The sequence below is a fragment of the Deltaproteobacteria bacterium genome (assembly GCA_018668695.1).
In the GTDB taxonomy this organism is placed as follows: Bacteria; Myxococcota; XYA12-FULL-58-9; order XYA12-FULL-58-9; family JABJBS01; genus JABJBS01.
Window position 1 is genome coordinate 1 of the sequence record JABJBS010000204.1, and the last position, 25,789, is coordinate 25,789.

The window sequence follows — 25,789 nt, forward strand, 5'->3', positions numbered from 1 at the left end:
AAAGGACCGTCTAGAGAAGCCCTTTTCATTTTTGTATTGAGGAATTTTATATTTCCGATTTTGAATTCATGAGTTTCTAAAGTGATAAATCAGTGAAGTGAACTTAAACGGGAACATAATTCGTTATCTGACACTCAAATCTACAGCAGTCTGGGTCGAAAGATAACTTGGTTGTGCGAATCGAGCGCTGGCGTCATGGACTTGAGCAGGGACATCGAGTTGAATCCCATTGACGTTTTTTGGGAGCTTATGGGTGGGTTCGTTGGGGCGTCACATAGGACCATTTGTCTTCGCTGAATATTTTTTTATCAAATCGAAACACGAGAATAATTTTTTTCGATTATCAATAATGTCTCAGTTTAGGAATTGTCCAGCTGTTCTGCCGTGCGGGAAACGACTGATCACCATACGAGGTTGGCTTAAATGTTGCGTAGTTTGGAGGTCCAAGAAGATGTAGAGTGTATAGATTCCTGGCATGTGTCCTTCTGGAGGAAATCAGGGTCTGACTAAGCGCCTGTCATCTTTCAGGATTTGCCCCGCCCAAATGAATGACTGGGTTTATGATGGGGCTCAAATGGCTTTCCGCTAACTTCCGTTCTAAGGTGTGTCTATGGAAAATGTTGTCAAAGGCCAATACGAAGCCTATCCCTACCCAGCACGTCGCTCAGACCAGCAAGAAGAGCTTGATAGCTTTGGCCCCCTTGAGGAGTTGGAAGTACTCAACCACTTTGTGTGGGGCGGGGCGCGTGATTGGACCAAGCCTTTTCGGGTGTTGGTTGCGGGTGGCGGCACCGGCGATGCCTCCACTGCTTTGGCCAAGCAAATGCAAGATCGTGGCATTCCAGGTGAAGTGGTTTACGTTGACCTTTCCACTGCATCTCGCGAAACGGCTCATAGCCGTGCTAAGGCCGTTGGTTTAAACAACATTACTTTTCATACTGGCTCTCTTTTGGATGTGGCGAGTATGGATCTTGGATTATTCGATTACATCAATTGTTCGGGTGTTCTGCATCACCTTGAAGAGCCCGAAGCCGGTAGCAAAGCGCTCGCATCGGTGATGGCACCGGGCGGGGCATTGGGTGTTATGGTTTACGGTGAGCTTGGTCGTATAGGGGTCTATCATGCCCAGGACATGCTACGCATGCTTTGTGGCGACGACGCTATGGACAAACAAGTGAAGGTGGCGCGCCGGTTGTTACCATCGTTACCCCATTCTAATTGGCTGGTTAAAAACAACGAGCAGCAGTTTAAACATGAGCTTGACGATATTGAAATTGTCGACCGGTTTCTTCATACCTGTGACCAAGCGTATCGTGTGAATGGCTGTGTCAATTTGGTTAAGGCTGCTGGGCTGACCATCAGCGAATTTGTGCCGCCGCTTCTCTATAAACCCGATTTCTTTGTTACAGATCCTGTGGTGATGGAACGGGTGAAGGGCATGGATAAAATCAGCCAGTATGCGTTCACCGAATTGTGTACTGGATTTATCTCGAAGCAGAGTTTTTTTGCAGTGCGAGCAGAAGATGAGCATCCAGAACCGTTGAATCTTAAAAAACCAGGAGCAGTTCCTGAACTTCTCTCCGTGCGCGGTGGTTCGTTGGCCAATCGAATCCAGGAGACGGGGAAGTTAGGGTTGAGTTTGGGAGCAGTTCATCTTGAGCAAGCTTTGGACCTGACTCCAGCCCGTGAATCATTTCTTCGGTCTATTGATGGCGTACGGAATCTCTTCGCAATTTGCGCAGAACACGTAGGCGCAAACCCGAATGCAGAGCAGTATGCGTCTTTTATTACCGAGATTTCACCTTTGTATGAACTTCTTAATGGCACCACAGGTTTGGTTTTACATCAGCCAATTTGATTGTTCGTGGCCATGCACACTTCAACTTACCCGGTGAGACCCGATAAGGCTCTCTTGATGTTCATGTCTCTGTTGGGGAATATCTCTACGGTCTCTGCCTTGATTGTCTCCTGGTTAAGAACATTGAGGTAGAAGGTCCAGTTACCGCCTCGTTTAACACCAAACACTCTCGAAGGACCGCCGGCTTGCCAAAGGTGCATGTAGTAGTAGGGGTCGCATATCGATGGTGTCGCGCTTATTTTTCCGGCGGCGTGAAGTGCCTTGGCGACCGATTCGTAATAGTCTTTCCAAATTGGGATTTTGAAGGCCCTGTCACCTGCGCCGTGCCAGGCTGCGTCGGTTTCAGGTGGCGTCATATTGATGTGATACACAGATGGCTGTGACGGGTCGCCGTCAGCCAGCACACAGCATCCGTCGATAGCGGCGGTCATAAAGAATGTCGCATCACTGGGCACTAAATCCGTTACTAGGCCACGACCACTGGACCAAGATAAATAGGTCCCTCGGACCATAGAGTGACTGGTACCGCCAGGGTTTTCCGCGACTGTATAATTCCCTGTGATCTCAGTGATAAAGTAGAGGTCTTTCGCCGCCGCCGCCGGGGTGTACCTGAAAAATGGTACGGGTTCATATCGGTTTGCGTGGCCAGTCGGCATACGCGGCGATGGAATTGTGAATTCTTGCATGCTGCCATCGGTGGTGTCGTTGCCGGGAAAAGCGATTTGCTTATCACCCAAGAAATTTACGGGATCAGATATGAATTTTTGGACATCATTAGCGTTCACTTGAGAGCTCCCAATGAAAAGAAGTTGGTTACGCTTATTTGCAACTTGAGTAACTTTTTTTCGCGTCTTTATCTATTTTTAGTTTTGAATAATTTGGAGGCTTTTGAAGACGCTTCTGGCCGCCTGAACGCCACCGACTTATGATTTTAGTCGTAAATGTATAACGCCTTTGAAATTGAGTTGTTCAATTGGCTTGCCGCCCTGGGTGATTTCAACGAGGCCTCGGCTTGCCAGCCGCCGAGCTGCTCGGCGAGCTGGTTCAACTAGATCCCGCCAGGATTCAGGGTTCATTTTACGAGCGACTTCTGATGGGCAGAGACTTGAACCTTTGGGGCTTTTTTCGAGAAGGTCCATCACTGCGCACTCGATTCGTTTGTCGGTAGAAGTAACACCGCGTTTGCAAGCTCGGCTACAGTAGCGAACGCTGGCCCAGTTCTTTTCCCACTTTTTACGCCATTGAAACGGGCGACCGCAGGTGACGCAATCTTTTTCGGGAAGGTCTTTACGGGATGCCATGGGTTCGTATCGTCTCCGGATGAAGGCTCACGCCAAGCTCTTAATTTAGAGTGGGTACGGTTGTGGCCTTGTACAAGTCGGCGAGGCCATGGCATGGCTTAGACTAGGTCTAGCTTTGTACTGTATTGATAGAACAAGCTTTTCAGCGTTGAGGCCCGTTTAAAGCTGTCCTCGCTGGTAACCTGTGGTTCAGAGTCTGTTGTAACCCGGAGCGTTCCCGCTTAATCTCTTTGTAGCCTCTCTATCGGGGCAAAGGGGTGTTAGATGGTAAAAGTCGGCACGTCGACCGGGGCAAGTCGCACGGTCGCAGACATGATTGCCAAGTACGAGAATCAGTTAGATGATTCTTCAGCGGCGCAGTCCCCGGAGATTAAGGTTCGAGATTCTTACTCGAAAGCCTCACAGAATTCCTCTCCGGTAACGTCAGCCCCGAACTCTGGCTTCACTCATCCTGAACCTAGCGTCTCTCAAAATAGCCGCAATCCTCTTCGACCCGAACCATCAACACAGACGCATCAAGCTCCCAGCATTCCAGTTGACCTCGTGGTTTCCGTATCGCCTGAGATTACGTTAATGGGCGAGGACCCGAAGCTTACAACGAAAGGGGCAGCTGCTCGTTTGTTTGCGTCGATGGGCGGGCTTGCACGCCCTGGCCATATCACTCAAAGCGCTGAGATTTTCAGAGTGCTCGAAAACCGAACGGTTTCGGAAATTAATCTCATGTCGTCGTCTTACGAGAAGCTTTCTGGCGGTATGACTTTGTCGACAGCCCTAGAGAAATCTCTTGGCGTCAAGGAGTTGAGAAAAGCCAAGCTTTATTTGATGGGTGAGAATTCGCAGGCGGATGTTCGGGATGCCACGCTATTGCATATGGCGATGGATGGTGCGGGCACAGACCACAAAGGGGTCTTGGACGTTCTCTATGGAAAGTCGGGAACCGAGCTGAAGGAAATTGCACACCAATACAGAACAGTGGCAGGACGAGAACTTGAAACAGACATTGAAAATGAGCATTCCGGTAAACAGAAGGTTTATGCACAAGCAGTTTTCAAGAGGGGGCGGATAGAGCCTGCCGATTCGATCAAGGCGGCCATGAGCGGTTGGATGACCGATGGCGAGATGATAAAGGGGACGATTCAGCGATTGGGTGATGCCGGTCGATTGAAGGAACTCGAGAGCTTGGAGACCGACTATAAGGATTATTATGGGACGGCTCTGGTAGACGACCTTCGGGAGAACCTGGGTCCTCGTGATTATGTTGAAGCCAAGGCGTTACTGGAAAATGGAACCCTCCATCCTGAAGACGAAATAAAGCTGGCGATTATGGGCAAGGGCTATCTGAGCTTTGGTGTTCTGGGTTACGGGACAGATCCCAAAACAGTCGAGGCACAATTTGCCGGCAAGACTCATGAAGAACGCCAAGTGATTGTTGAGCGATTCAATCGCAAGTACGGAGACTTAAGCGACGCTCTTTATCGAAATCTTTCTGGAGGAGCATTTAAGGACATCCAGTTGGTTTTAGACCCAGCCAATCCCGATGGTAAGCTAAGCCCGGCTCACGAGTTTCATCGCACGATGCGAGGGCTTGGAGCAGATTTCACAAAGGCGCGCGAGGTATTAGAGGGCCTTAGCGACGAGGAGCGGGCAAGCCTTAAGACGCAATATAGGGAAATCTTCAAGCAAGATATCGAATACGCCATAGAGCACGAATTTTGGGGGCAGAGAGGTGCCAAGCTCAAGCGTGTTCTAGAACGGGGTAAGCTAAGCCCCGCGGACCGTATTTATTACGCAGCTCATGGTTTCAGAGCACGCAGTGATGGTGATGAGATGATTGCAGCTTTGGCGGATGCAACGCCTGAGGAACGCGCTACTTTGGCTGAGGATTACCAACGCGAATGGGGTGAGGATTTAAGCCGCGCAATGGATGGCTTCACTCTGAGTTCATCTACAAAGCTTGAGATTCAATTAAGACTGAAGCATGGCGATCTCACGCCGGCCGATAAAATCCGGTGTGCATTGGAGGGCTTTGGGATTCATCGCCGTAATATCTACAATGCACTGGACGCTGCAACTTCGGATGAATTGAAGGTGATTCGTGAAGACGAGGCGTTGATTGCGCAAATAAAAACGAAGGCCGCTTCCTGGTTAGGCAGCAACAAGCCTTTGGAGCGTGTGCTTGAGCATATTGAGAACGGTGGTATGCCGCTTCACGATAAATTGTATTATGCGATTGATGGTCTGCGAACCAGTGAAGATTATATCCTTAGCTTATTGGATGGCTTAGATTTCGAGGGGCGCGAGACCCTTCTCGACAGCTATCAAGCCAAGCGAGGCAGTCATCTCGTGGACGACCTCAAGAGCTGTATGAAACGCCGTGAATTCTTTAAGGCCGAAGACTTACTGATGCCCAAACCTCAGAGTATTCGGGAAAGAATTGACCAACTTGAATACAGGGTGGCCAGGGAGCGGGGTTCGGGCTCAATCCGGTCTCAGATCAGCGACGGTATTGTCGACTTGTTTTCCCATAAAGGGACAATTCTGGACCACCAAGTTCGCGAATTTAAGCGCTTGCCCAGACTTGCCTATCAGGCTGGCGGCGAGATGGCGCGGTCCGCGATTGTTCCTGAGATGGAGGTTGCTCGCCACTGCGTAGATAAGGCAACCGAGGATTATGTAGAGGTTAAAGACGATATTGCAAACAAGGTAGCCACGGTGGCGACTTTGACAGCGGCCGCGACTTCGGTAGCGGCTACGGGAGGTATGTCGGCGCCGGCAGCCTTGGCTGTGATAGCCGCAACGACTGGTGCCACGAAAGTTGCGGGGCGGATGCTGGTGCAGGGCGATTCGTATAACATCGTCGGATACGATGGGGCTTATGACCTTGGGACAGGTGCCGCGGGGGGCGCAGCCATGTATGCCATTGGTGCTTTGGGTAATGAGCTAACCGCCTTTGTTGGTAAAGAGGTTCTGGCGGGTGAGGGCGTAGATGTCTCCGCCCAGGGAATGATGGCTCTGGGGCAGCAGGCACTTGGTGATGCGGGTGCTACAGCGTCCCAGGCTGCTATTGATGAGGCTGCGCGGGGCGTTGTGATGGCCAAAGGTGCTGAGTATATGGGACAGAGTTTCGCTCATCAGTTCGGCACCGGCATTGCATTTGGTGCGGCGAAAGGCATGACCTATTCTGCAGTAACCGGAGTATCTGCGACTTTATTAGATGACTCACTTTGGGAGCGTGACTTACCATCTGCAATCAAGAAGCTTCTCAAGGAAGCGGCGGATAAGGCAGGTGGCGGGGCAGAGGGCTGGAGCATTGGAACTGCGGCCTGGAATATCGGTGCGATTGCCGCTGAGAGCACGCTCATGCAACTTAGAATAGGAATCGGTCAGAACATCGCTGCGAAAAATGGAGTGTCCTACTCAGACAACGAGCTTTTAAGCGCGGGCAAGGATATTCTTGGAAGTGATGCTGCAGGCTTAAGTGCAGATGCTGTGAGGGCTGCGGGCCAAGAAAAACTTATCAACGATTTAGGTGCGGACTTTCTGAAGAATACAGTAGAGGGGAGAGTTTTGGCCTCAACCGTGAACAACACCGTTACACGCGGGGTAGCCGCCTATCCTAAGGCGCTTCTAAATTCCCTCGGTGACCACGATACGTGGCAATATGGAATGGGAGCGGGGCTTACGAGTGTTGGCGGTGATGCCACAGAAGCGGGTCTCAATGATGCGGTAGCAAGAGTTGGCGGAGATATTACCGGCAATGAAGCAAGTGACCTCGGCTTGGAAGGTGCTAGGGCAACAGCTGCAAAGAACATTGTTTGGCGAGGATTGTCGGCCGCACAATAGAGAGCTCAGAGTCGTTGGTTAGGGTGCTGGGTCGCAGCCACCGTTGTTTTCACACGCTTCCGGATCTTGGCATTCATAACTGAAATTGCCGCAAATAAATTGGGCGCTCTCAGGACAGGTTGATGCGCAACAATCACCGCCATCCCAGCCACATGTCTCGGTGTTGTTGCTAGGATCACACCACCCATCACCGCTCCAGTAATCAGAACAATCCGACTCAGCTACGTCGCCCGAATTGCCATTGTCGCCGCACTCTTCAGGGAATTGTTCGCAGTCATCAATGGTATCGCAGATTTCAGGGAATTGTTCGCACCACTCATCGAATGAGTTGTTTGGTTCCGAGTCAGAGTCAGTATTCTCTGTAGGGTCGCATTCTCCGGTATTCTCACAGGCAGTAGGGTCTTCGCAATCCCATCCGTAATGCCCACAGATGTAATCAGAATCTTCGCATGTTGATGAGCAGCAATCTCCACCATCCCAGCCACATTCTTCGTTATTGTTTTCAGGGTCACACCAGCCATCAGCTACCCAGTTATCGATGCATCCTGAATCAGGGTAATCGTAGGAATCGCCTTGACCATTTTCAACGGGGTCGCATTCCCCGGTGTTCTCGCAGGCGGCCGGGTCTTCACAATACCACCCGTAGTCGCCGCAAATAAACTCTGTATCTTCACAGGTGGACGGGCAGCAGTCTCCGCCATCCCAGCCGCATACTTCTGAATTATTTTCGGGGTCGCACCATCCATCCGAGTTCCAGTAGTCGATACACTCTGATTCAGAACCCCAAGAACCGCCGTTGTTGTTACATATTTCCGGAAACTGTTCACAGTCGTCGATATCGTCGCAAAATTCAGGGAACTGTTCACACCATTGCTCTTCCGAATTCGCGTCGTCCGGTTCTGGTGCGGGTTCACAATCACCGGTGTTTTCGCATGCTGAAGGCTCCTGACAATCCCATGCGTAATCACCGCATGAGTATTGAGCATCCTCTGGGCAAGTTGATGGGCAACAGTCTCCGCCATCCCATGAACATTCTTCTCGGTTATTACCAAAATCGCACCAACCATCGGCAACCCAGTTGGTAATGCAACCACCGTCGCCTAGCTCCAAATTATCCATGGTTTTTGCCGTGGTGTTTGTTTCAAATTGAACCGTGGCTTCGGCACCAAAACAAGCAGTAAGGGAAAAACAAACGAGTACGAGAGATAGGCGGTACAACATAAATCAACCCCGGCATAGTTTAGTTATATTAGTGTAGATAGCGTGCTTGGAGTCCGCAACAACAATCGCCACGGTGCAGGGTTTTTGGGGTGGTTAATTGTAGGGCAAGGTAACTTAACGTGATGCATTCGAGGCCTCGCGATTATTTTGTATTCGTTGCTCGGCATGTCGTCTAGAAAGTTAAGTGTGCCTGGATGCCTTTCACCTCATACCTTCACCTTTACCCTCTCTTGTCCGCGTGCTAGGCGCCGCTGCATAACTTCCCCGGCTGTATAAGAGGGCAGAGTGATGGTGGGAGTACATGATGAAGATAGTTCGATTGGAAGACGGTTCGATTGGTTTTGTCGATAGGAGATGGCTCTCGAAAGGCTTCGGCGCTTTAGCCTTAAGCATAGGCCTGGTTCCGCTTCATGGATTTATCTCGTCTTTTTTAAGTGGCGAAGAAGTCGGCCACCCGGTCGCTATGGCGATAGGTTGTGTTATCATGCTTATTGCCCTCTTCGGTGGATTCTGCTTCCTCAACAATTGGCACGAAACCTGGGTGAGGCGAGACTCCAAGCAAATTCATGTGACCGGCAGATTTGGGTTTTGGAAAACGGATAAAATTTGGAAGGCCTCGGGCGGCGGCGTGATACGCCCCTGGATGAAATCTGCGCGGTTTACGACTAACACTACCGCAGGTCTTAACCTTGAGTCCCAAGGCGAGGTATTTGAGATATTTTCAGGTGCTGAACCAATGATACCCAGAGTGATGCAGCTCGGGCCGCACTTGGCCATGCTTTTGGATGTTCCATTTGAAGAGTTAGAACCTGTCGACCTGATAGACATTTACCCCGCGACTCAGCAAAGGCCCGAGGGAGCTGACTTAACTCATTTCTTTGAAGACTTACCTGATAAGACAGGCCGACTCCCAATTGGCATTGGAATGATTTTGGTTTTGTTTTGGCTTACAGAACCTACGAATTATCTTTTGGCATTGATGATTGCGGTACCAGCCTCGGTTTGTTTTTATATTGGGATAGGATTGTTACGAAAATTCTCTCAGTTGAAGATTGATGTTGAGCGTCAAACGATGACTTATCGGTGGCGTAGCTTGTCTAAGCTTAGCACGAAGGAATTACCTTTAGATGCGGTGGCGGCGGTCTTCGTTACATCCATGCAGGCCGAAAATCGAAAACAAAGCACCTACAGTGCGACGCTGTATTTTGGTGAGCATACGATGCCACTGTTTAGCGTGCTGAAATCTGAGACACCTATTCTAGAAGTACAGCAGAAAGCGTGGACATTGGCTGAGGCATTTGGCTGTCCCATGATTGTGGCTCTAGGTTACGAACTTAAAGCAGCAGATAAAATCAGCATTACTCGATGAAAACGTGTCCAGTGCAGTGGTGTTTTCGGTCATTCGAATCTCTAACAATATGACTTATTCTTTCCGAGCACATAATTTTCGGTAGAGAGGTTCCAGATTGTTCTTGACGATCCAGCGCGCCGCGGCTCGGCTGTGTTTAAATTCACCTCGATGTTTACTGGCGAGGTCGCGAATAGAAATTTTACCAGAATCGTACCAAGCAAAATCGGCCAAGTATTCAGTGCCTTCGATATCGATTCGCAGCGCGAAACCGAGACCTTCATCCAACCGCTTCTTATAATTTTGATAGTGATGGGAATATTCATCTGTAATGCAGTTTGAGTAACCTTGTTTACGAAGCTCCTTGGCCGTTGGATTAATCGCCAATAGGTCCACATGAATATGCTCAAGAGATAGTTTCATTTTGGCTTGGAACCGTTCGACACATTGCTCCATTTGCTCAAGGGTTCTAAATTTGGGCCAGCTAGAAATACTTTTTTCCGATAGCTGACTGCTCTCGCGAAGCTCTCGCCAAAGTTTGTAAAAGTGCGGCAATTGCTCGCGAATCCCTGGGGCATGCAGCTTACGATACAAGGGATGATCCAAAAGGCTTGGAAAATAGGCGACTTCTGGTAGGGCAGCGAGTGGCAGCTTGCCAGGGAAATGACAAAGCTTTTGGATAACATCGCTGTAGATATCGGAACTTAAATAAAAGCGGAATGAAGAGGTGCGAATCTTTTGACCGATTTGGGCTGCCGCTACTTCAAGCTTACTGAAGGCATTGATGCGGGCGCGTGATGGAGGGATTAATACATAGGGATTGTCGGTGTCTCTTTGGAGGGCAAGTGCGGCCAACTTGCGAGGAGCCTTGAAGTACAAATTGCGAACCAAATCTGCGGTAAAGGGATGAACCCATCCACCATAGAAGGTTTTTCGGTCTATCTTATTCGAATCGTGAATATGACGCTTCGCCAATAGGAGAATCAACGCCGGGTTCGCTTGGCGCAACGGCTCCGGTGCCCACATAAAAAAGCAGAGCATATAAAGAAAGTTTTCCTGGGTGACGGCCCCCGAGAGCAAAAACCGCTGTACGTCTGCAGGTACTTCGCTGTACCAGGTGCCTACGTTACGTAATGGGAGACCATACCTATAAATTTTAGGATCTATCTCTAGCTTTTCGCCGTGCGATTGAGCCAGCCCCGCCAACTGGTGAGGTGTGAAAGGAAAACTGGGATAGTGTTCAAACCTAAGTTCAGGGTGGCTCTCTAGTTTTTTGTCGTCAAGGTTTCTAACGGTCTCCTCGACTTCGATATCTATTTTGTAAATTCGAAATTCTGGTAGCTCGATTCGATAAAGGACTTTTTCAATGGTTATCTCTAGTGCTTGCATCTTATGAATTAAGCATTGGATGATTTAAAGTTGAAGAGTCTGAGATGGCCGTCGCGACAGGTGTTGTCGGATGATTTACGCACTGATCTTGGTGAGTGAAGGTTGATGCTTTGGCAACGCAATCCAGTATGGACCTTTCCCCCAGCGCAATTGTAGCTCCTTGGCCATTTCGCCCTGAATAAGTTTTTTAAGGTCGCGTTGAATGGTGCGCTCTGAGCAGGAAAGCCCGGGCGGCATATACTCGTGTAAGAGCGCCACACTGAATTTCTTGGGCCTATGCTCTCGTAATATTTGGATATAACAATCCACTCGTTCCATCTGGCTGGTCTGCATGATTCACTTCGATTGTGTGAATTCTACAACGCAGGCGTACCCATACCCGAGAGGAACGAGTCAGTCCTGTTTTGAGAATTTATGATTTTTTGGTGTCGCCAGTGAGAATGATTCTGCGCTGAGCGAACTTTCACTTTCTACGAAAGCGGGCGGAGTGCCAAGTGTTTTTTCCGGTCATTCGGTTAAATTCTAGAGCAGCGTCCAAGGAATATTGACTCTCCGCTCCAAAACAAGAGTGCTTCTCATCGGTTAGATTGAAGTACGTTTTGGATCAAAAATCGGCCTCGAACTTGAGGGAATTGCCATGCTTCGATGAGTCATTTTTTTGCCTGCTCTCCACGCTTGAACGACTCTATTCGTTGCCCATTGGCAAGCCACAAATCGGCTTGGACTAAGTCCGTGGGATAGCTCTGTATTTGGGCCACTTATTTAAGTGGATAGGGTAGTGTTTCACGTCACACGGAAGCGAGCCTCGGTCCCGAGTGAGGCATTGTTGATAATTTTGACCTGAAGTGCTCAAGAGGCGAAACTCACATGAATCATGTCATTGTATAAGGCCATAGAAAGATTGGCGAATCGGCCAACCAATTTTCCGCGGTACTCCCGAGACCTGCTGCGCTGGGTATCGACGATTCGTTGGATTGGCTACCTTACTTTCGCAGCATTGGGCGCCGGCCTCTTAGTTGTACAGGCTCGTCCCGTTCTTGAATGCATTGTTTACGTGGGCACACTCGTGGTGGCTGCTCCCCTCAGCACTTATTTGTCCATGAGGGCGAGATACCCGCTCGAGTCATTTTCAAAGTGGTTCTCATTCGACGGATTATTTCTCGGCTATTTGGTAGCGGTGTCGGGCCAATGGGATGTTCTCATTTTACTTTTCTTGGCAGTGCAGCTCGGCGATAGCATCGTACTCCGGGGTATGCGTAAAGCGGTCTTTCCAGTCGGCGTTTATTTACTTGGGGTTTTCGTTTGGCCTTATGCGCTTGTAGAGCTGCAGCCTCTTAACAGTTTAGGGGCTTGGCTCTGTTGGGGCCTGGTAGGTCATGCATTTGTTCATTTGTCAGGGTCGTTTTATTTCGGCAATCGATTCAGTGAAGGTCTCTTAAGAAGAGAGCTTCAACTCAAGGCGAAGAACAAGCAAATTCAGCTACTCAATCAGGAAATTCGGGAACAAGTGTTGAGCCGTTATCTGCCGCCAGAGCTCATCAACGACATATTCGATGGTAAAATATCCATGGATACGCAGCCGCATAGCAAAACAGTTACAGTGCTCTTTAGCGATCTCTCCGGGTTCACGAAGATAAGTGAGGAGCAGGGTGCTGAAACAGTATCTGAATTTCTAAATGATTATCTCAGTGCGATGAATGAAACGATATTTTCGAACTCGGGTACCATCGATAAATTCATCGGCGATGCCATCATGGTTATTTTTGGTTCGCCAGTGGAGATGGACGCTCGGGAGCAAGCCAATAACGCAGTTCAATGTGCGCTTGCAATGCAAACGGCCATGGTTGGAGTGAATCAAAAGTGGGCCGAGCGTGATATCCCTGAAGTAGCGATGCGTATTGGGATTCATCAAGGCCAAGCTGTTGTGGGCAACTTTGGTTCTGAGCAGCGAGTGGACTACACTGCAATTGGTCCGAGCGTGAATCTAGCCTCAAGAATAGAGACAGTTTGTGAGCCGGGTCAAAGCTACATATCAGAAGTTATAAGAGACCTGCTTGACCATGACCTGAATACTGAAGCGGTCGGGAATTTCAAACTCAAGGGCATTCAAACAGAGATCCCATTATTCAAAATCTTGGCTAGCTAAATACTTTAAGACTTCTATTTCAAAACTTGTGCCACGGTGGGTTGGACCCATTCCGGCGTTGATTTTTAGAACCAAAAGGTCGAAATCTGTTCATTTACCTTGGATGGCTGTGTTAGACACCCCGGACGAACGCGTCCGGGTGGACCCTGAAAAGGATATTTCATGGAAGAGTGCTTTTACGTTGATGACCAGTTTTACCGCCAACACCAGTTTGAGTTGCCGCTGAATTATGCCGAGCAAGGTGGCGAAACAGTCAGCGTGTTTGCTCGTGAGGTGGTTGCAAAAGATAAAAAAGAAGAAGACTTACCTTGGTTGGTTTACCTGCAAGGTGGCCCCGGGTTTCCATCGCCACGGCCAAGCAGCAGCAGCGCTTGGCTCAAGCGTGTTTTGAAAAAGTATCGGGTGTTGCTTTTGGATCAGCGTGGTACCGGGTCGAGCACTGTGATCAGCCACCAAACCTTAGCGAGTAAATCACCAGCAGAACAGGTTGCATACTTAAGTCATTTCCGGGCCGACAATATCGTGCGTGATGCCGAAGCGATTCGCGAAAAGCTCAAGATTAAGAAGTGGGCGCTTCTGGGCCAAAGCTTTGGTGGGTTTTGCGCTTTGCATTACTTATCGTTTTATCCAGAGAGCCTTTCACGTGCCTACATCACAGGTGGTATTCCATCGATCAAGCGTCATGCCGATGATGTTTATGGGGCCACTTATCAGCGCGTGATGGACAAGATGAAGCAGTTCTTCCACGAATTCCCCACAGCGCAGGGAATGTGTAATCAAATTGCCGAGTACCTCGTCAACAACAAGGTGCTCCTGCCCAATGGTCAGCACTTTACCGTTGAGCAATTCCAGCTGATTGGTATCAACCTGGGCCGCAGTGATGGCGGGTTGGCTCTGTACTACCTTCTGGAAAGCGCCTTTGTAGATGTGGATGGGAAGCCAACGCTGAGCTACAGTTTTCTAAATGCGATGCTTGCGGAGCAGTCGTATCTTACCAACCCCATCTACGCGATTTTACACGAATCTATTTATTGCCAAGAAGATGCATCGAATTGGTCGGCTCACCGCGTTCGCGAAAAGTTTCCTCAGTGCAGTTATGTTTCAGGGGAAGATTTCTGCTTTACCGGGGAGATGGTTTACCCCTGGATGTTTGACCAGCTTGAAACGCTGCAGCCATTGAAAGAGGCGGCGGATATGTTGGCGGAGAAATCAGATTGGCCGCGGCTCTATGATGCGCAGCAGCTCGCGTGTAACACTGTGCCCGTCACGGCCGCGGTTTATGTAGAAGACATGTACGTGGAATTTGATTATTCACGTGAGACTCTATCCGAGATGCCCAACGCTAAAGCATGGATGACCAATGAGTATGAGCACAATGGCTTGCGCATGGACGGTGAGCGTATTGTCGACCGCTTGATTGTCATGGCGGATGCTATCGAAGAAACTCGGCCTCTTTAAGCGAGGATAACCGTTTATTAAGTTCACTCTACTTCTCATCTAGTTTAAGCGCTTGTATGTGATTCTACCACCTCAGGAAGACTTTGATTTCCCTGGGATCACCCAGGGATTTGGTGCTACCGTTTATCCATGATGTTCCAAACAAAACGATTGTTGCCGACTCTTTTTATTACCTTTTTAGCGGTCGCAATCTTGGGCTGCTCACCCACTGGGTTTGATGCTTGGCCAGAGCAAGCTGAGACGTTTCCCTGGGTATATACACCGGACCCTGACCGGCCAGATTTTGTAGACGGCCGATGGGAAACCGAGGACTGGGGTTTCGACGACGCTACCCGCAGTGCCTATTATCTTGAGAAACTTTTGTCTTATTATACGACAACATCACCCGATGTTTCGCAGCACTTTTCAACGGTGCAAGCCGATCTGCCCGCACTGGGCGAGGGAGTCGTGATTTCATTTGTGGGGGATATACTGCCGATATCAGACAACCACGCGAATTTTGCAGATGCGGTTATTGATGTGGTGAACGCTGATTACCGAGTGGCAAACTTAGAAACGCCGACCTCGCCAGATCACCCCGTGCAAAATTCGGGAGCGCCTCCGAGGTTTAACGCACCGGTGGAAATGCTCGACGGACTTCCCTTCGACCTTTTACAACTGAACAACAATCACTCCTATGACGTAGGGGATGACGCTATCTCAGCAACGAAGCGAGAGGCCTTGAACCGCGGAATGGAAACCACAGGGCTTAATGAGCATGCACTGGTGACCGTTAAAGAGAGTAAGATTGGTTTTCTATCTTACGCCTGGGGACTCAATGGACGAGAAGACGTTTCTACCCATGACCTCTTTATCATTCCTTTTGGCCATATCGGTGAAGACATCGATTTAAGCTCCATGGAAGCTCATATCACAGCCATGCGTGAGCGGGGCGCCGAATACATTGTACTCTTAGTGCATTGGGGATTTGAGTATGAGTATTATCCAGAGCCTCATTTTATGCAGCTTGCGCGTCGCATGGTGGCCATGGGCGCAGATGTCATCGTAGGCCAGGGGCCTCATGTGGTTCAGCCTGCCGAAATATGCTGGGTAAACTATCCGGACCAGGTGCCTGGCGTCGGTACATGCTCTATTCAAACAGCGGATGGCCGTGCACGTAGGGCAGCTGTCTTTTATAGCCTCGGTAACTTTACGGCCGATCTTAAAAGCCGCCCAGAGTTTGAGACGGGCATTGTAGCGAAGGTAAGTTTAAGCGCGGGAGAGGTAACGGGAATGGGCTGGACACCCACCAGTGTGAGGTATGAGCCCGTTCGTGTACTGCCAACGGACGAGTATCTGGATGAAGAGGATTTAGCGCAGGAGTCCGAGCGTCTCGATGGTCATCTTGGCTCGGGGTGGCGCTTGCCTTAGGGAGTGACTTCAGCCGCAGGCACCATGATTGTTTTCTGATCGATGTACTTGCTCATAAACACATGAATCACGCGCTTTGCATCTACGTTAAGCCGCCCGTGAGCAGCTTTTACGTTGTCTATCACCAGGACGTCTTCGGGGTGCCAACGGAAAATGGTAGCGTGTTTAAAGAGGGTGTGGGTTACGCTGGCGCATTCTTCTGGAGTTAACTCGGGACCGTTTTCAATAGTTGTCTTCCAAGAATACTTTTGATGTTCAATCAGATTGTTGCCGGTGAGCCAGGAACTGAGTCCAATGATGCTCTTGGACGAGAGGTACTTGTGATAAGGCATTTGGTCTTTGGCAAACTCTTCAAGCATGTATTTGACGTTGGCAAAATCAAAGGCGCGCATGGCTCGAAAGCAGAGCTCCCCAGTGGTGGGATGGTTAGCGAATACTGCCGACTTAATCTTCACATGAAGCGCGCCGCTTTTTCGCCACAAAAGCTCAACATCGTATCGCTCTGCTGCAATAGCTTCCACGGCATCCCGTTCACTGGTTTGAAAAGCCACTTGCCACGTGTTTCGTTTTTGACCTTTCACCAAGGTCTTGTTCGAATGCAAATCATCAAACACATATTCGTTGACGGCTGAAGACTGCAGTAATTTTTCGCGCAGTTCAGGAGAGAAATCGGCGGCTACTTTAGCACAGTCAATGATAGGGGTTTGGCCAGCAAGTGCGTTGGTCTCTTGGCAGAAAAAGGAGATGTACTCAGGTTGCTTATACCAGAAGGCGCTTTCGTTATGGGGAGCAATAACCAGGTCTGGCGGTACCAGTGTAGGTTCCATGACATTGTCCCCGGTGGCAGCTCGCATCACTTCGCCGTAATAGTGATTGGGGTCGCATGGTTCTATTTTGAGACTGCTAAGAAGCTGGTGAAAGTCTTCGGTAGTTTTCACGCCGCATTTGCGAAACAAGAGCGCGCCGTGGCTCGCGAGTTGTTTACGGAGCTCAGTTTTGTTTTCTTCCACTTGAGCCAAGAAATCGCTTGTGGACCTTCCTGCAGACGTACTTATGACTTTCGGCAGGCCCGGGCTCTGCCTGAGTATTTCATCCTCGGCAAATGCTGGAGATTCAAACGTCATGGACTTCTCTTTCGTCATGATGAGTGTCCTCGTAAATCATGGTCATGTACAAGCCTTCGTGCGATTTTTGTGATGTGCTCCTATGTAAGCTCGGGGAGGTATGGTTGAAACTTGGCACTCGACGGACCCTCAGTTTTATCCCATCGGTCATATCTTGAGCGGCCAGCGAAGGTTGTAGGTTAACGGTTTAATGATTAGAGTCCGCGCCAGGAGATTTCTATGAACCATAATGATAAAAATGATGCGATGGGCGACGATATTGGTAATCCTTTTGAGACTCCCGATTTAGATATCCCCGAAATCACCGATACCAAATATACTGCAGACAACATCATTCGTTTGCGTGAAATTGAACTCGAACACAAAAAAGAAAAGAACAGGTTCATACAGTGGTGTGTTGGAGCGGTTGTAGGCGGAGCGGTGGCATTTGCATGCCAGCAGTATTTTATTCATCAAGACAAAATGCACGCCTGGTCCAAGGCGCAGGTCGAAATGGAAGTGTCTAAGCGCAAGCAGAGACTCGAAGAAGTCAAAGAGTTCTCTCGCCATCAGCAAGATTTTGCCGACAAAATTATGGATCTCTTGGGTGAGGGTAAAGCTGCGAATTATGCAAAGGTTTGTCGGCTGGCAACTTATATGTCGACTGTACCCACATCCGCAGAGGTGAGGGCGGGGTGGAAAGAGTTTCTGGGCGACATGTCTGTCCTTTTAAAATTGGCCGAGCAAAAGCAGTTGGATGCCGTAAATCCGCCGAATATACCAGCTGTTCCTATAGCCGACGTGAGTACACTTTCGATGCAAGAAAAGGTTGAACTCGAAGAACTCGAGGTGTTGAATTTACACGGAAGTAATCTCTCGGTTCAGAAAATGAAGCGGCTTCAGCAGCTTGGTACAAAGGGAGATAACAATAAAGCTATTCGGGTACCCGATGACCTCTATGGCAACATCTCAAAAAGAAAACCGCGTCAAAAGATAGCGGCCCACGAGCAGGAAGTGCCGATGCCGGAGATGTTGAACTTCCACAGGGCTCAAAATGATGATGGCTGATGGTCGGTTGTTGACGAAGCGGTAGTCTTAGAATGAATTTTTAAGAGACTCCGAATAAGTTTCATTTAAGAGTCGTAAAAAAAAAGGGCGATGGTAACAAACCATCGCCCTTAATAATGAGTCATTTACGACTTACTCACACACTTCGCAGTCTTCCTCGCAGGCCGCCTCATCGGCGCATGAGTCGCCATTGGCGCATTCACATTCGCCATTCATACAGCTGTATTCAGATGAACAGCTTGTGCTCGTCTCGCTTGAAGTTTCACTTGAGGTATCGCCGCCGCTGTTCGCTGAGCTGTCGCCATCCTCATCGCCGCAACCAATCAACGCACAAGCAAAAACCAAGCATCCTGCAATAAGTAACTTCTTAATCATCAATTTCCCCCCAATTTTAAGTTTTGGCCTCAAGCAGGATTCTCGACTTGCCTGTCGAGGCCGTAACCAGTTTTAAACCCCAAAGAGCTCCTGCTACTCTGGTTGGTGGAAGCATAAAGAGAATGATAATGGTACATTAAGTTTCTGTATTGTAATTATCGAATCCCATTGATTTTAGGAGTTTTTTTCGACCCATTTCTGCATTTTAGCGGTAAATTCGACACTCAGTTCAATCATTAATGAACTGTTTTTTGTGCTGGGGAAAGTTTGGGACGCAAGAATAGAGCATCGGATAGAGCAAGTACCTAGCCGTTGTAGATGGCGGTTTTGCTCTGATGCTACAGCCGGATCGCGAAACCCTTTGTAATTGCTTAAGAGGTGAATTTTTGAGTATGCATTTGCCGGAGTGCTTAGACCCCTCCTGGCAACTTTTCTCGGGATCAGGTAAAGTCCCGCATCATGAAACTTACGCTCACACGACCTGACGACTGGCATATTCACTTTCGCGATGGCGATGCCATGGTCCTTACCGTTCCGCAAACTGCAGCCACGATGGCGCGAGCAGTGGCCATGCCAAATCTCAAGCCGCCCGTGACCACTACGGAGCTTGCTCAGGCTTACCATAAAAGAATTCTGAGTCACCTTCCTGAGGGAAGTAGCTTTGAGCCACTGATGACATTGTATCTGACCGATAAAACGACGAGTGAGGAAATTCACCGTGCTGCGGATTCTGGCGTGGTGCACGCAGTGAAGGTTTATCCTGCAGGTGCAACGACCAATTCCGATTCCGGCGTAACCGATATTCGTGGGCTTTATCCTGTGTTTAAGACCATGGCGGAGCGGGGGCTGAAGCTACTGGTGCACGGGGAAGTCACTGACGCGAAGGTGGATATCTTCGACCGTGAGGAAAAATTTTTGGGGACGTACCTTGAAGATATCGTGAAAAGTTTCCCCACACTCAAGGTTGTTCTGGAACATATTACGACCAAAGAATCGGTACGTTTTGTAGAAGAAGGTCCCGATAACCTTGCGGCAACGATTACGCCGCAACACCTGCTTTTCAATCGAAACCACATGCTCGTTGGGGGAATTCGGCCTCATTATTATTGTTTACCGATTCTTAAGCGAAGTGAGGATCAGCAGGCGCTGATTAAGGCTGCAACCAGTGGCAGCCCAAAGTTTTTTCTGGGCACAGACAGCGCTCCCCATACGACCGGCACCAAAGAGACCAGCTGTGGTTGTGCGGGTTGTTATACTGGGTTCGGTGCCATCGTGATGTATGCCATGGCGTTCGAAGAAGCTGATGCACTTGATAAGCTAGAAGGATTTGCCAGTTTTTATGGCCCGGATTTTTATGGGTTGCCTCGCAATACCGACACCATCACACTTGAAAAAAGTGAGTGGCAGGTTCCAGATCACTATATGCTTGGCAATGAGCCACTGACTCCATTGATGGCCAATGAAACGCTTACTTGGCGGGTTGTCTAAGCGTCTTTGGCATCTCTCTATGTCCTACATCTAATGGGCAGCTACGTTTGAATCATCCAACTCACTATGGCAGGGTGTTACTCCTAAAGCCGGTAGGGAGTGGTGATGAATACGTACGATTATATTGTGGTGGGCGGAGGCTCAGCGGGAGCTGCGGTTGCAGGTCGCTTGAGCGAAGATCCCCATTGTAAAGTGCTCTTACTGGAGGCCGGTGGCTCACACCGCACGTTACCTATTTCTACGCCAGGTATGGTAAGTAAGCTCTGGCGCACGAAGCACGATTGGGCTTTCTATACGACACGCCAGCCTGGGTTAAACGGGCGTGTACATTTCTGGCCACGTGGCCGAGTTCTTGGCGGTACAAGCTGCTTGAACTACATGATTTATATCCGTGGCCACCAAAACGATTACAACGCGTGGCGCGATTTGGGAAATCCTGGGTGGGGCTACGAGGACGTACTGCCATACTTTGTCCGCGCTGAAAAAAATGAACGCTTGGGCGGTCCGTACCATGGTCAGGGCGGTCCTCTCGATGTTACCGATGTTGCAGAGCCGGCTCCTATTATGAAACAGTTGATTGAGGGTGCAGCGCAGGTACTGGATACACCCGTATCTAGAGACTTTAATACCCCCGATAGAGAAGGGGTAGGCACTTATCAACTCACCATTCGGGATGGTCAACGTTGTAGCACTGCAATGGCCTATTTAGACCCTGCTATGACCCGTGGAAACCTCACGGTGATTCAGCAGGCGATGGTTAACAACCTGATTATTGAAGACAAGAAGGCTGTAGGGGTTCGTTACCGCGCAGATGCCCAAGAGCAAGTAGCCTATGTCCAAGGTGAAATCGTCCTATGTGGAGGAGCGATTGGGTCGCCGCAGATTTTACTTAGGTCGGGTATCGGTCCCGTCGAACAGCTTCGTAATGTTGATATCGATGTGGTTCACGATTTACCGGGTGTGGGTAAAAACCTTCAAGACCATATGTTTGCAACGGTATGCCGGGATGTGAAAACGGATGCTACTGTTTCGGTAAATCCTTTAAACATGGCAAAATGGCTGGGGCAGTATCTCATTACCAAAAAAGGCCCGCTCTCCGCCACGCCATGCCAAGGCGGTGGTTTCGTTCGAACCCATGCCGGGGCAGAAATTCCTGATTTGCAATTTCACTTCACGGCCACAGCTGCGAGTGATGAGCCACTCGACAACGTGAATTATGAGCCGAAAGGCCGTGGGTGCTGCGTGCTGCCGACTTTGCTTTACCCAAAGAGTGTCGGGGAGGTTTCAATCATTTCGCCAAACCCGGTTGTGGCCCCGCGCATTGAACCGAATTATTTAACCGACGATGAAGACATCGAAACATTGATGCGCGGTGTGAGAATGGGGCATCAAATTATGGAATCATCCGCGGTTCGTCATGATCTAAGTGCACCAAACCGGTTGGGCGCCAATCCAAACATCAGCGACGACGACCTGCGCCGCGATATTCGCGATTGGGCCTGCACTCTTTACCACCCCGTTGGAACCTGCAAAATGGGCGTTGATGATATGGCCGTGGTTGACCCAGAGCTTCGCGTCCATGGCATTGAAGGCCTGCGCGTGGCAGATGCATCGGTCATGCCTAAGATTGTAGGTGGCAACACCAACGCGCCCGCCATCATGATTGGTGAAAAGGCCAGCGACCTAGTTCGCGCTTGAGGGTATCAAGCAAACGAATCTACCCCTGATGCGCCGCAATCACTTCTTTAGCGACCTTCATCGCTGCCAGGGCCGCAGGGTATCCGCAATAAGCCGCAGAGTGCATGATGATCTCGCGAATCTCTTCTTGGGTCACGCCATTGGTGAGCGCACCGCGAACGTGACCCTTTAAAGCACCGTGAGCTCCTAGAGCGATGAGCATGGATACAGTGACAATACTACGAGTTTTGCGGTCTAGGCCTTCACGGGTCCATACAGCGCCCCAGGCATGCTCCATGGTGGCTTCTTGGAGCGGCATGTCAAAATCAGTAGCGTTGCCCAGTGAGTTATCCACATGCGCCGTACCCATAACCTCGCGGCGAATGGCTTCACCCTCGTTCTGTTCTTTAATACCCATTATAAATCCACTTCGTTGGTTTAGGAGTGAGTTCTAGTCTTATTTTTAAAGCCATACACTGTCGCCAAATATTGGCGGCGGCTGGAACGTGGCCAAGATAGCCAGCTAAACAAGAAGTTGCAATGGCCGCTTTGTCTGGTGGTGGTAAGTAAATCTGGACTTTAGAATTCTACTTTTCCGAACTCGGAGCTGAATCGTTTTTAACCAAATAATCTCGAAGTATCTCTTTCATATTGGAACGCCAGGCAAAGCCTTTTTCTAGCACATTGCCATCAGGGCCAACCAGGATGTAGCTGGGGACACCCATTGCCTGAAATATCCCCATGAGCCTGTCGCTTCCTTCTTGGTCTAGAACCGCATGGTCCCAAGGCATGGGCCATTCTTGACGGTGCTTGGTGACTTTCTCTTCCTCATCAAAAACTGCGATGCTCAGCATTTTTAAGCCTTTAGGAGAAAGCTCTTTATGAATGTCGTGAAGTTTTCCCATATCCGCAATACATGGCCCGCACCACGTTCCCCAAACTTCAATCAAGAGGTGAGAGCCCATGTACTGCTTGGGCGATATCTTGACTTCAGGTTTTTCAAATGATGCTAATGAGAAAGTGGGTACAGGTTTTCCCTTTTTAAAAGGGTGGTCTGGTTGATACCGCTCTTTCTTTTTTTGAAAGCGTTTACCCGTTGGGGTTTTTGCTAAGGTTGTTTCGAGTTTTTCAAAGTATCGTTTTTGTTGCTCTTTAAACTTGTAGGTGGCCGCCGATTGAAGATTACGAAAAGCTATCTGAGCTGCGATTTCTGGGTCCTGTGTTTGCTTAGCGATGTCATCAAAGAATGCGGCACTCACGCTTTCCCCAATCATGCGGTTGGTGCTGCTGGAAAAGCCCCAAAGGGGAGAGCTTGGTTTCATCGTGTTTACGAGCTCTTCCATCCACAGGCTCGGCGTTAGCTTGGTGGGGCCGCCTTCGTCTTCTAGGAAATAAGACGGGAGATTGAAATAAGATAAAAGAAGGGCATGCCTTAAGTGCGGGTTTATGGCGCCGGGCCTGTCGAGCCGTTTTTGAATGCGTGTTTGCCATTGGTAAACGCTTCGCTTTTCTTCGCTGCTCTTTTTCTTTTTGGCCTCACCATTCTTAGAAGCTCTTCGCGCTTTCCAAAACTTGCTGGAGTAATCTTTCATCTCACGATGCAGCGCCGCGATTTGTGCTGACGCTGTTTCATTGTGGGCAAAGGTCATAGATGCGCTTTTATCAGAGGTTGGAACCTTCGTGGGATCAAAGACAACGGTTTGCTTCGTGCCTGTTGATTTTAAAGCGCTTAGGTAACCGGACGTTTCTTCGTGAAGAAAGGAAGAGGCAGAGATTCCCGCTAAAGTGCTTTTCGACTTTTCTCGAGCGCCCGCAATCTTGTAGATAAGCTGCCCACCTTCGACTGGAGCCTCGGCCGACCATTGCCCGTCTTTATTTTGTGCCATCGGGATACGCTTGGATTCTTGATAGCCTAAGAGATCGCCCGATTCGTCTCTTGATTTCTCCATCACTACAAGCTCAACTTTTTTGGGCGACTCTGCCAGCTTGTAGGTGCTGAGTTGAACCGCCAATGGAATATCATCTTCAGTGGTCAGAACACTGACGGTGTAAGAAGCATGCATCAGACCTCTAAACTTGAGCGAGACCAGGCGGTTTTGAGGCAGGTCGATGGAGTAGGTTCCGTCTGAGCTGACGGCGAGCCAACTGTCTCCACCGCGCACGTGGGCGATTGGAATAGGCTGCCCATCGTGACCAAGCACCGTGCCGTGGACCGTTGTCATCTTGGCGGCCGGTTCTGGTGTGGCTGGAATCTCGTTGACTTGTATTGCGGGAGCGCAGCCGACGAGCAACCAAAGAGGGAAGAGACAAATAATAAACTTATGGTTTGAACTTGTGTTCTTCATAGGGGTTTCCAGATCACAAAAGTTGAAGGAATCGTGTGGTAGCCACACTTGAATATGTGAAAGTGGTCTTAATAAAGCACGATTTGAAAATTGCCCAAACAAGTTTATGCGATTGACGGGTCTGGCGTTAAGCAGCGGCTCAAAGGCTTTGGGTAAGCAGCACTGAGCTGATTTCAACGCATGCTGGCCGCTCTTAAAGATCGTTTTGGCGGAAGCCCTCTTGGCATTTGCCCCGAAGATGTTTGGTGCACACGTTCTTTTGACGCAGCGCTCGACCCATTTATGTGATGCAGATCACACTGCCTGTTAAAGAAATAAATAGAAGGTCCAAATCCAACTTGTAACGCTGATTTGTTTTCAGTAAGTCCGCTCACGATGCACCGTGCTAGCCGAAATAAGTCGGAAGAGCGGGGCACACTTGAATTCTAGCTGTTTCATCCTGAAGGCAACCCTCCCCCGAAGAGCCTTGGATGTTTGGATTTCAGTCATTGTTTTTGCCTAAGTGCGTCTCGGTCGGCCCTATTTAAGGGGTGGTTGTCGCGCCTTACCTTTACTGACGGGTGTGTTTGCGTGTGTCAAAGTACTACATTGCTGACCATGGTCCCAAGTGTCATAGGAGCGGTGATCTCGCTACCATCGCAAAGGCCTTCGTTATACTTTTATCTGGTTTGGGGCCTCCTGCTCACAGGTTGTGCTCTATCCATGTTGCCGAATGCTTTGCTGGTGAACCACGGTCCTTACGACGTGAACAAACCGAATCTAAAACGAATGGCTGGATTCGTTTTTGAAGGAGACGTTGCGTGAGTGCCGCAAGAATAAAATGGTTTTGCCTGCTGGCAGTGGTTTCACTCTTGGGAGTGGCCAGTGTGGCGCAATCTTATTTGGCCGAAACCCAGGTTCTAGTCCGCGCAGCCTCCATCGATCTCGATGCCCGCGAGGATGAACCAGGCATTCAATACGAAGCCAGCACTCTTAAAAATATCCCACTTCGTTTGGTGGTGGTAAGTCCACTGGATGATTCATCCCTTCGCGTGTCGGCTCAACTGCAAGGGCCGGGAATGTCCGAGCCGCAAGAGGTCGTCGGTGTCTTGGGTGGATATCTCGAATTACCACCTTTGGTGGTTCCGGGAAGTTATCAATTAAGTGCAGTCAAAGTGTTAAGCGCCAGTGGAAACGTTTTAACTCAGCGCGACCCGCGCCTTCCCGCCATTGAACTGACGGTCCTAGATGAACTCTTGGTGACCTCGGTGACGTCCCGCCCACTCGACACAGATGAAATCAATGACAAAGGCATTGTGATTGATGAAGACAATTTCACAGTCCTAAACTTTGCCGTGGGCATGGTGGTCGACAGTGAAGAGGTTTCCATTGATCTGCCAGTTGCGTTACCACGCCAAACCAATGAAATCAGTGGAGCTGGCTCAGGCGGGGGCGGTGCTCCCATCATCCTGGATAAGTCCGACTTAGACTTCTTAAATATCCCCAATTTGAGCGTGTCGGGTTTCACATTAAGCCGCCCTGAAGAGAGCGCATCGGAAGATGACTTTTCTGCGCCCATCAGTGGGCTCATGATTATCCCCGGCAACATCGCTTACCTTAACCAATTTTTCAGTGTGCTTTTAGCCGCCACCAATATTGCCGGTGAGCAAAGCGGTATTGTTTTGGAGGACCCGCAAGCCACCATCATGTTGCCTACCGGAGACGATGGTATCCTAAGCGGTGATGGCGATGACCCATTAAGAATGGCTGAACTTGATGG

At 49.5% G+C, this 25,789-nt stretch carries 19 protein-coding genes; 10 read left to right on the forward strand and 9 right to left on the reverse strand.

Features of this window, described 5'->3' with window-relative positions; genetic code table 11:
- Window positions 1–610: 610 nt before the first annotated feature.
- Window positions 611–1,858 carry a methyltransferase gene (locus HOK28_10850; GenBank protein MBT6433583.1) on the forward strand — a complete coding sequence of 416 codons (1,248 nt, stop codon included), beginning with the start codon at window positions 611–613 and terminating at the stop codon, window positions 1,856–1,858.
- 26 nt (window positions 1,859–1,884) lie between these two features.
- On the opposite strand, the gene HOK28_10855 is transcribed toward HOK28_10850, so the two are convergent.
- A complete protein-coding gene (locus HOK28_10855; protein MBT6433584.1) occupies window positions 1,885–2,643 on the reverse strand; it encodes a hypothetical protein in 759 nt (252 codons plus the stop codon).
- A gap of 138 nt (window positions 2,644–2,781) precedes the next feature.
- Window positions 2,782–3,159 (reverse strand): DUF2256 and DUF3253 domain-containing protein, encoded by a 378-nt coding sequence (locus HOK28_10860; protein MBT6433585.1) that lies wholly within the window; start codon window positions 3,157–3,159, stop codon window positions 2,782–2,784.
- A gap of 264 nt (window positions 3,160–3,423) precedes the next feature.
- Here HOK28_10860 and HOK28_10865 point away from each other — a divergent pair, with 264 nt between their 5' ends.
- On the forward strand, window positions 3,424–7,002 hold the full coding sequence (locus HOK28_10865; protein ID MBT6433586.1) for a hypothetical protein: 3,579 nt from the start codon (window positions 3,424–3,426) through the stop codon (window positions 7,000–7,002).
- 18 nt (window positions 7,003–7,020) lie between these two features.
- Here the strand turns inward: HOK28_10865 and HOK28_10870 are convergent, their stop codons facing one another.
- On the reverse strand, window positions 7,021–8,223 hold the full coding sequence (locus HOK28_10870) for a hypothetical protein (protein ID MBT6433587.1): 1,203 nt from the start codon (window positions 8,221–8,223) through the stop codon (window positions 7,021–7,023).
- 301 nt (window positions 8,224–8,524) lie between these two features.
- On the opposite strand from HOK28_10870, the gene HOK28_10875 reads away from it, so the two are divergent.
- The gene (locus HOK28_10875; GenBank protein MBT6433588.1) at window positions 8,525–9,592 is read left to right on the forward strand and encodes a hypothetical protein; all 1,068 of its coding nucleotides are present in this window, start codon (window positions 8,525–8,527) and stop codon (window positions 9,590–9,592) included.
- Between the two features lie 54 nt (window positions 9,593–9,646).
- Here the strand turns inward: HOK28_10875 and HOK28_10880 are convergent, their stop codons facing one another.
- Together HOK28_10880 and HOK28_10885 are read right to left on the reverse strand one after the other, a co-directional pair.
- Window positions 9,647–10,960, reverse strand: a complete 1,314-nt coding sequence (locus tag HOK28_10880; GenBank protein ID MBT6433589.1) for a hypothetical protein — start codon at window positions 10,958–10,960, stop codon at window positions 9,647–9,649.
- A gap of 75 nt (window positions 10,961–11,035) precedes the next feature.
- On the reverse strand, window positions 11,036–11,293 hold the full coding sequence (locus HOK28_10885) for a hypothetical protein (protein MBT6433590.1): 258 nt from the start codon (window positions 11,291–11,293) through the stop codon (window positions 11,036–11,038).
- Between the two features lie 541 nt (window positions 11,294–11,834).
- Here HOK28_10885 and HOK28_10890 point away from each other — a divergent pair.
- The 3 genes from HOK28_10890 (at window position 11,835) to HOK28_10900 (ending at window position 15,974) form a co-directional block, all read left to right on the forward strand.
- Window positions 11,835–13,106, forward strand: coding sequence for an adenylate/guanylate cyclase domain-containing protein (locus tag HOK28_10890; protein MBT6433591.1), 1,272 nt, complete (start codon window positions 11,835–11,837; stop codon window positions 13,104–13,106).
- A 162-nt stretch (window positions 13,107–13,268) separates the two neighbouring features.
- A complete protein-coding gene (locus HOK28_10895) occupies window positions 13,269–14,564 on the forward strand; it encodes an alpha/beta fold hydrolase (protein MBT6433592.1) in 1,296 nt (431 codons plus the stop codon).
- 129 nt (window positions 14,565–14,693) lie between these two features.
- Window positions 14,694–15,974, forward strand: coding sequence for a CapA family protein (locus HOK28_10900; protein ID MBT6433593.1), 1,281 nt, complete (start codon window positions 14,694–14,696; stop codon window positions 15,972–15,974).
- Here the strand turns inward: HOK28_10900 and HOK28_10905 are convergent.
- Entirely contained in the window at window positions 15,971–17,116 is a 1,146-nt protein-coding gene (locus tag HOK28_10905) for a hypothetical protein (protein MBT6433594.1), read from the reverse strand. The genes HOK28_10900 and HOK28_10905 overlap by 4 nt on opposite strands.
- A gap of 201 nt (window positions 17,117–17,317) precedes the next feature.
- Here HOK28_10905 and HOK28_10910 point away from each other — a divergent pair, with 201 nt between their 5' ends.
- Window positions 17,318–18,145: a hypothetical protein gene (locus tag HOK28_10910; GenBank protein MBT6433595.1), complete on the forward strand. Its 828-nt coding sequence runs from the start codon at window positions 17,318–17,320 to the stop codon at window positions 18,143–18,145.
- 132 nt (window positions 18,146–18,277) lie between these two features.
- Here the strand turns inward: HOK28_10910 and HOK28_10915 are convergent, their stop codons facing one another.
- A complete protein-coding gene (locus tag HOK28_10915; protein ID MBT6433596.1) occupies window positions 18,278–18,520 on the reverse strand; it encodes a hypothetical protein in 243 nt (80 codons plus the stop codon).
- 459 nt (window positions 18,521–18,979) lie between these two features.
- Here HOK28_10915 and pyrC point away from each other — a divergent pair, with 459 nt between their 5' ends.
- Both pyrC and HOK28_10925 read left to right on the forward strand, forming a co-directional pair.
- Window positions 18,980–20,008: a dihydroorotase gene (gene pyrC / locus HOK28_10920; GenBank protein ID MBT6433597.1), complete on the forward strand. Its 1,029-nt coding sequence runs from the start codon at window positions 18,980–18,982 to the stop codon at window positions 20,006–20,008.
- 105 nt (window positions 20,009–20,113) lie between these two features.
- Complete coding sequence (locus HOK28_10925) at window positions 20,114–21,706, forward strand: hypothetical protein (protein ID MBT6433598.1); 1,593 nt, start codon at window positions 20,114–20,116, stop codon at window positions 21,704–21,706.
- A gap of 19 nt (window positions 21,707–21,725) precedes the next feature.
- Here the strand turns inward: HOK28_10925 and HOK28_10930 are convergent, their stop codons facing one another.
- Complete coding sequence (locus tag HOK28_10930) at window positions 21,726–22,103, reverse strand: 4-carboxymuconolactone decarboxylase (GenBank protein ID MBT6433599.1); 378 nt, start codon at window positions 22,101–22,103, stop codon at window positions 21,726–21,728.
- A 169-nt stretch (window positions 22,104–22,272) separates the two neighbouring features.
- Complete coding sequence (locus HOK28_10935) at window positions 22,273–24,030, reverse strand: TlpA family protein disulfide reductase (GenBank protein MBT6433600.1); 1,758 nt, start codon at window positions 24,028–24,030, stop codon at window positions 22,273–22,275.
- An 800-nt stretch (window positions 24,031–24,830) separates the two neighbouring features.
- Between HOK28_10935 and HOK28_10940 the strand changes: the two genes are divergently transcribed.
- A partial coding sequence (locus HOK28_10940) for a hypothetical protein (protein ID MBT6433601.1) occupies window positions 24,831–25,789 on the forward strand: 959 nt, incomplete at its 3' end.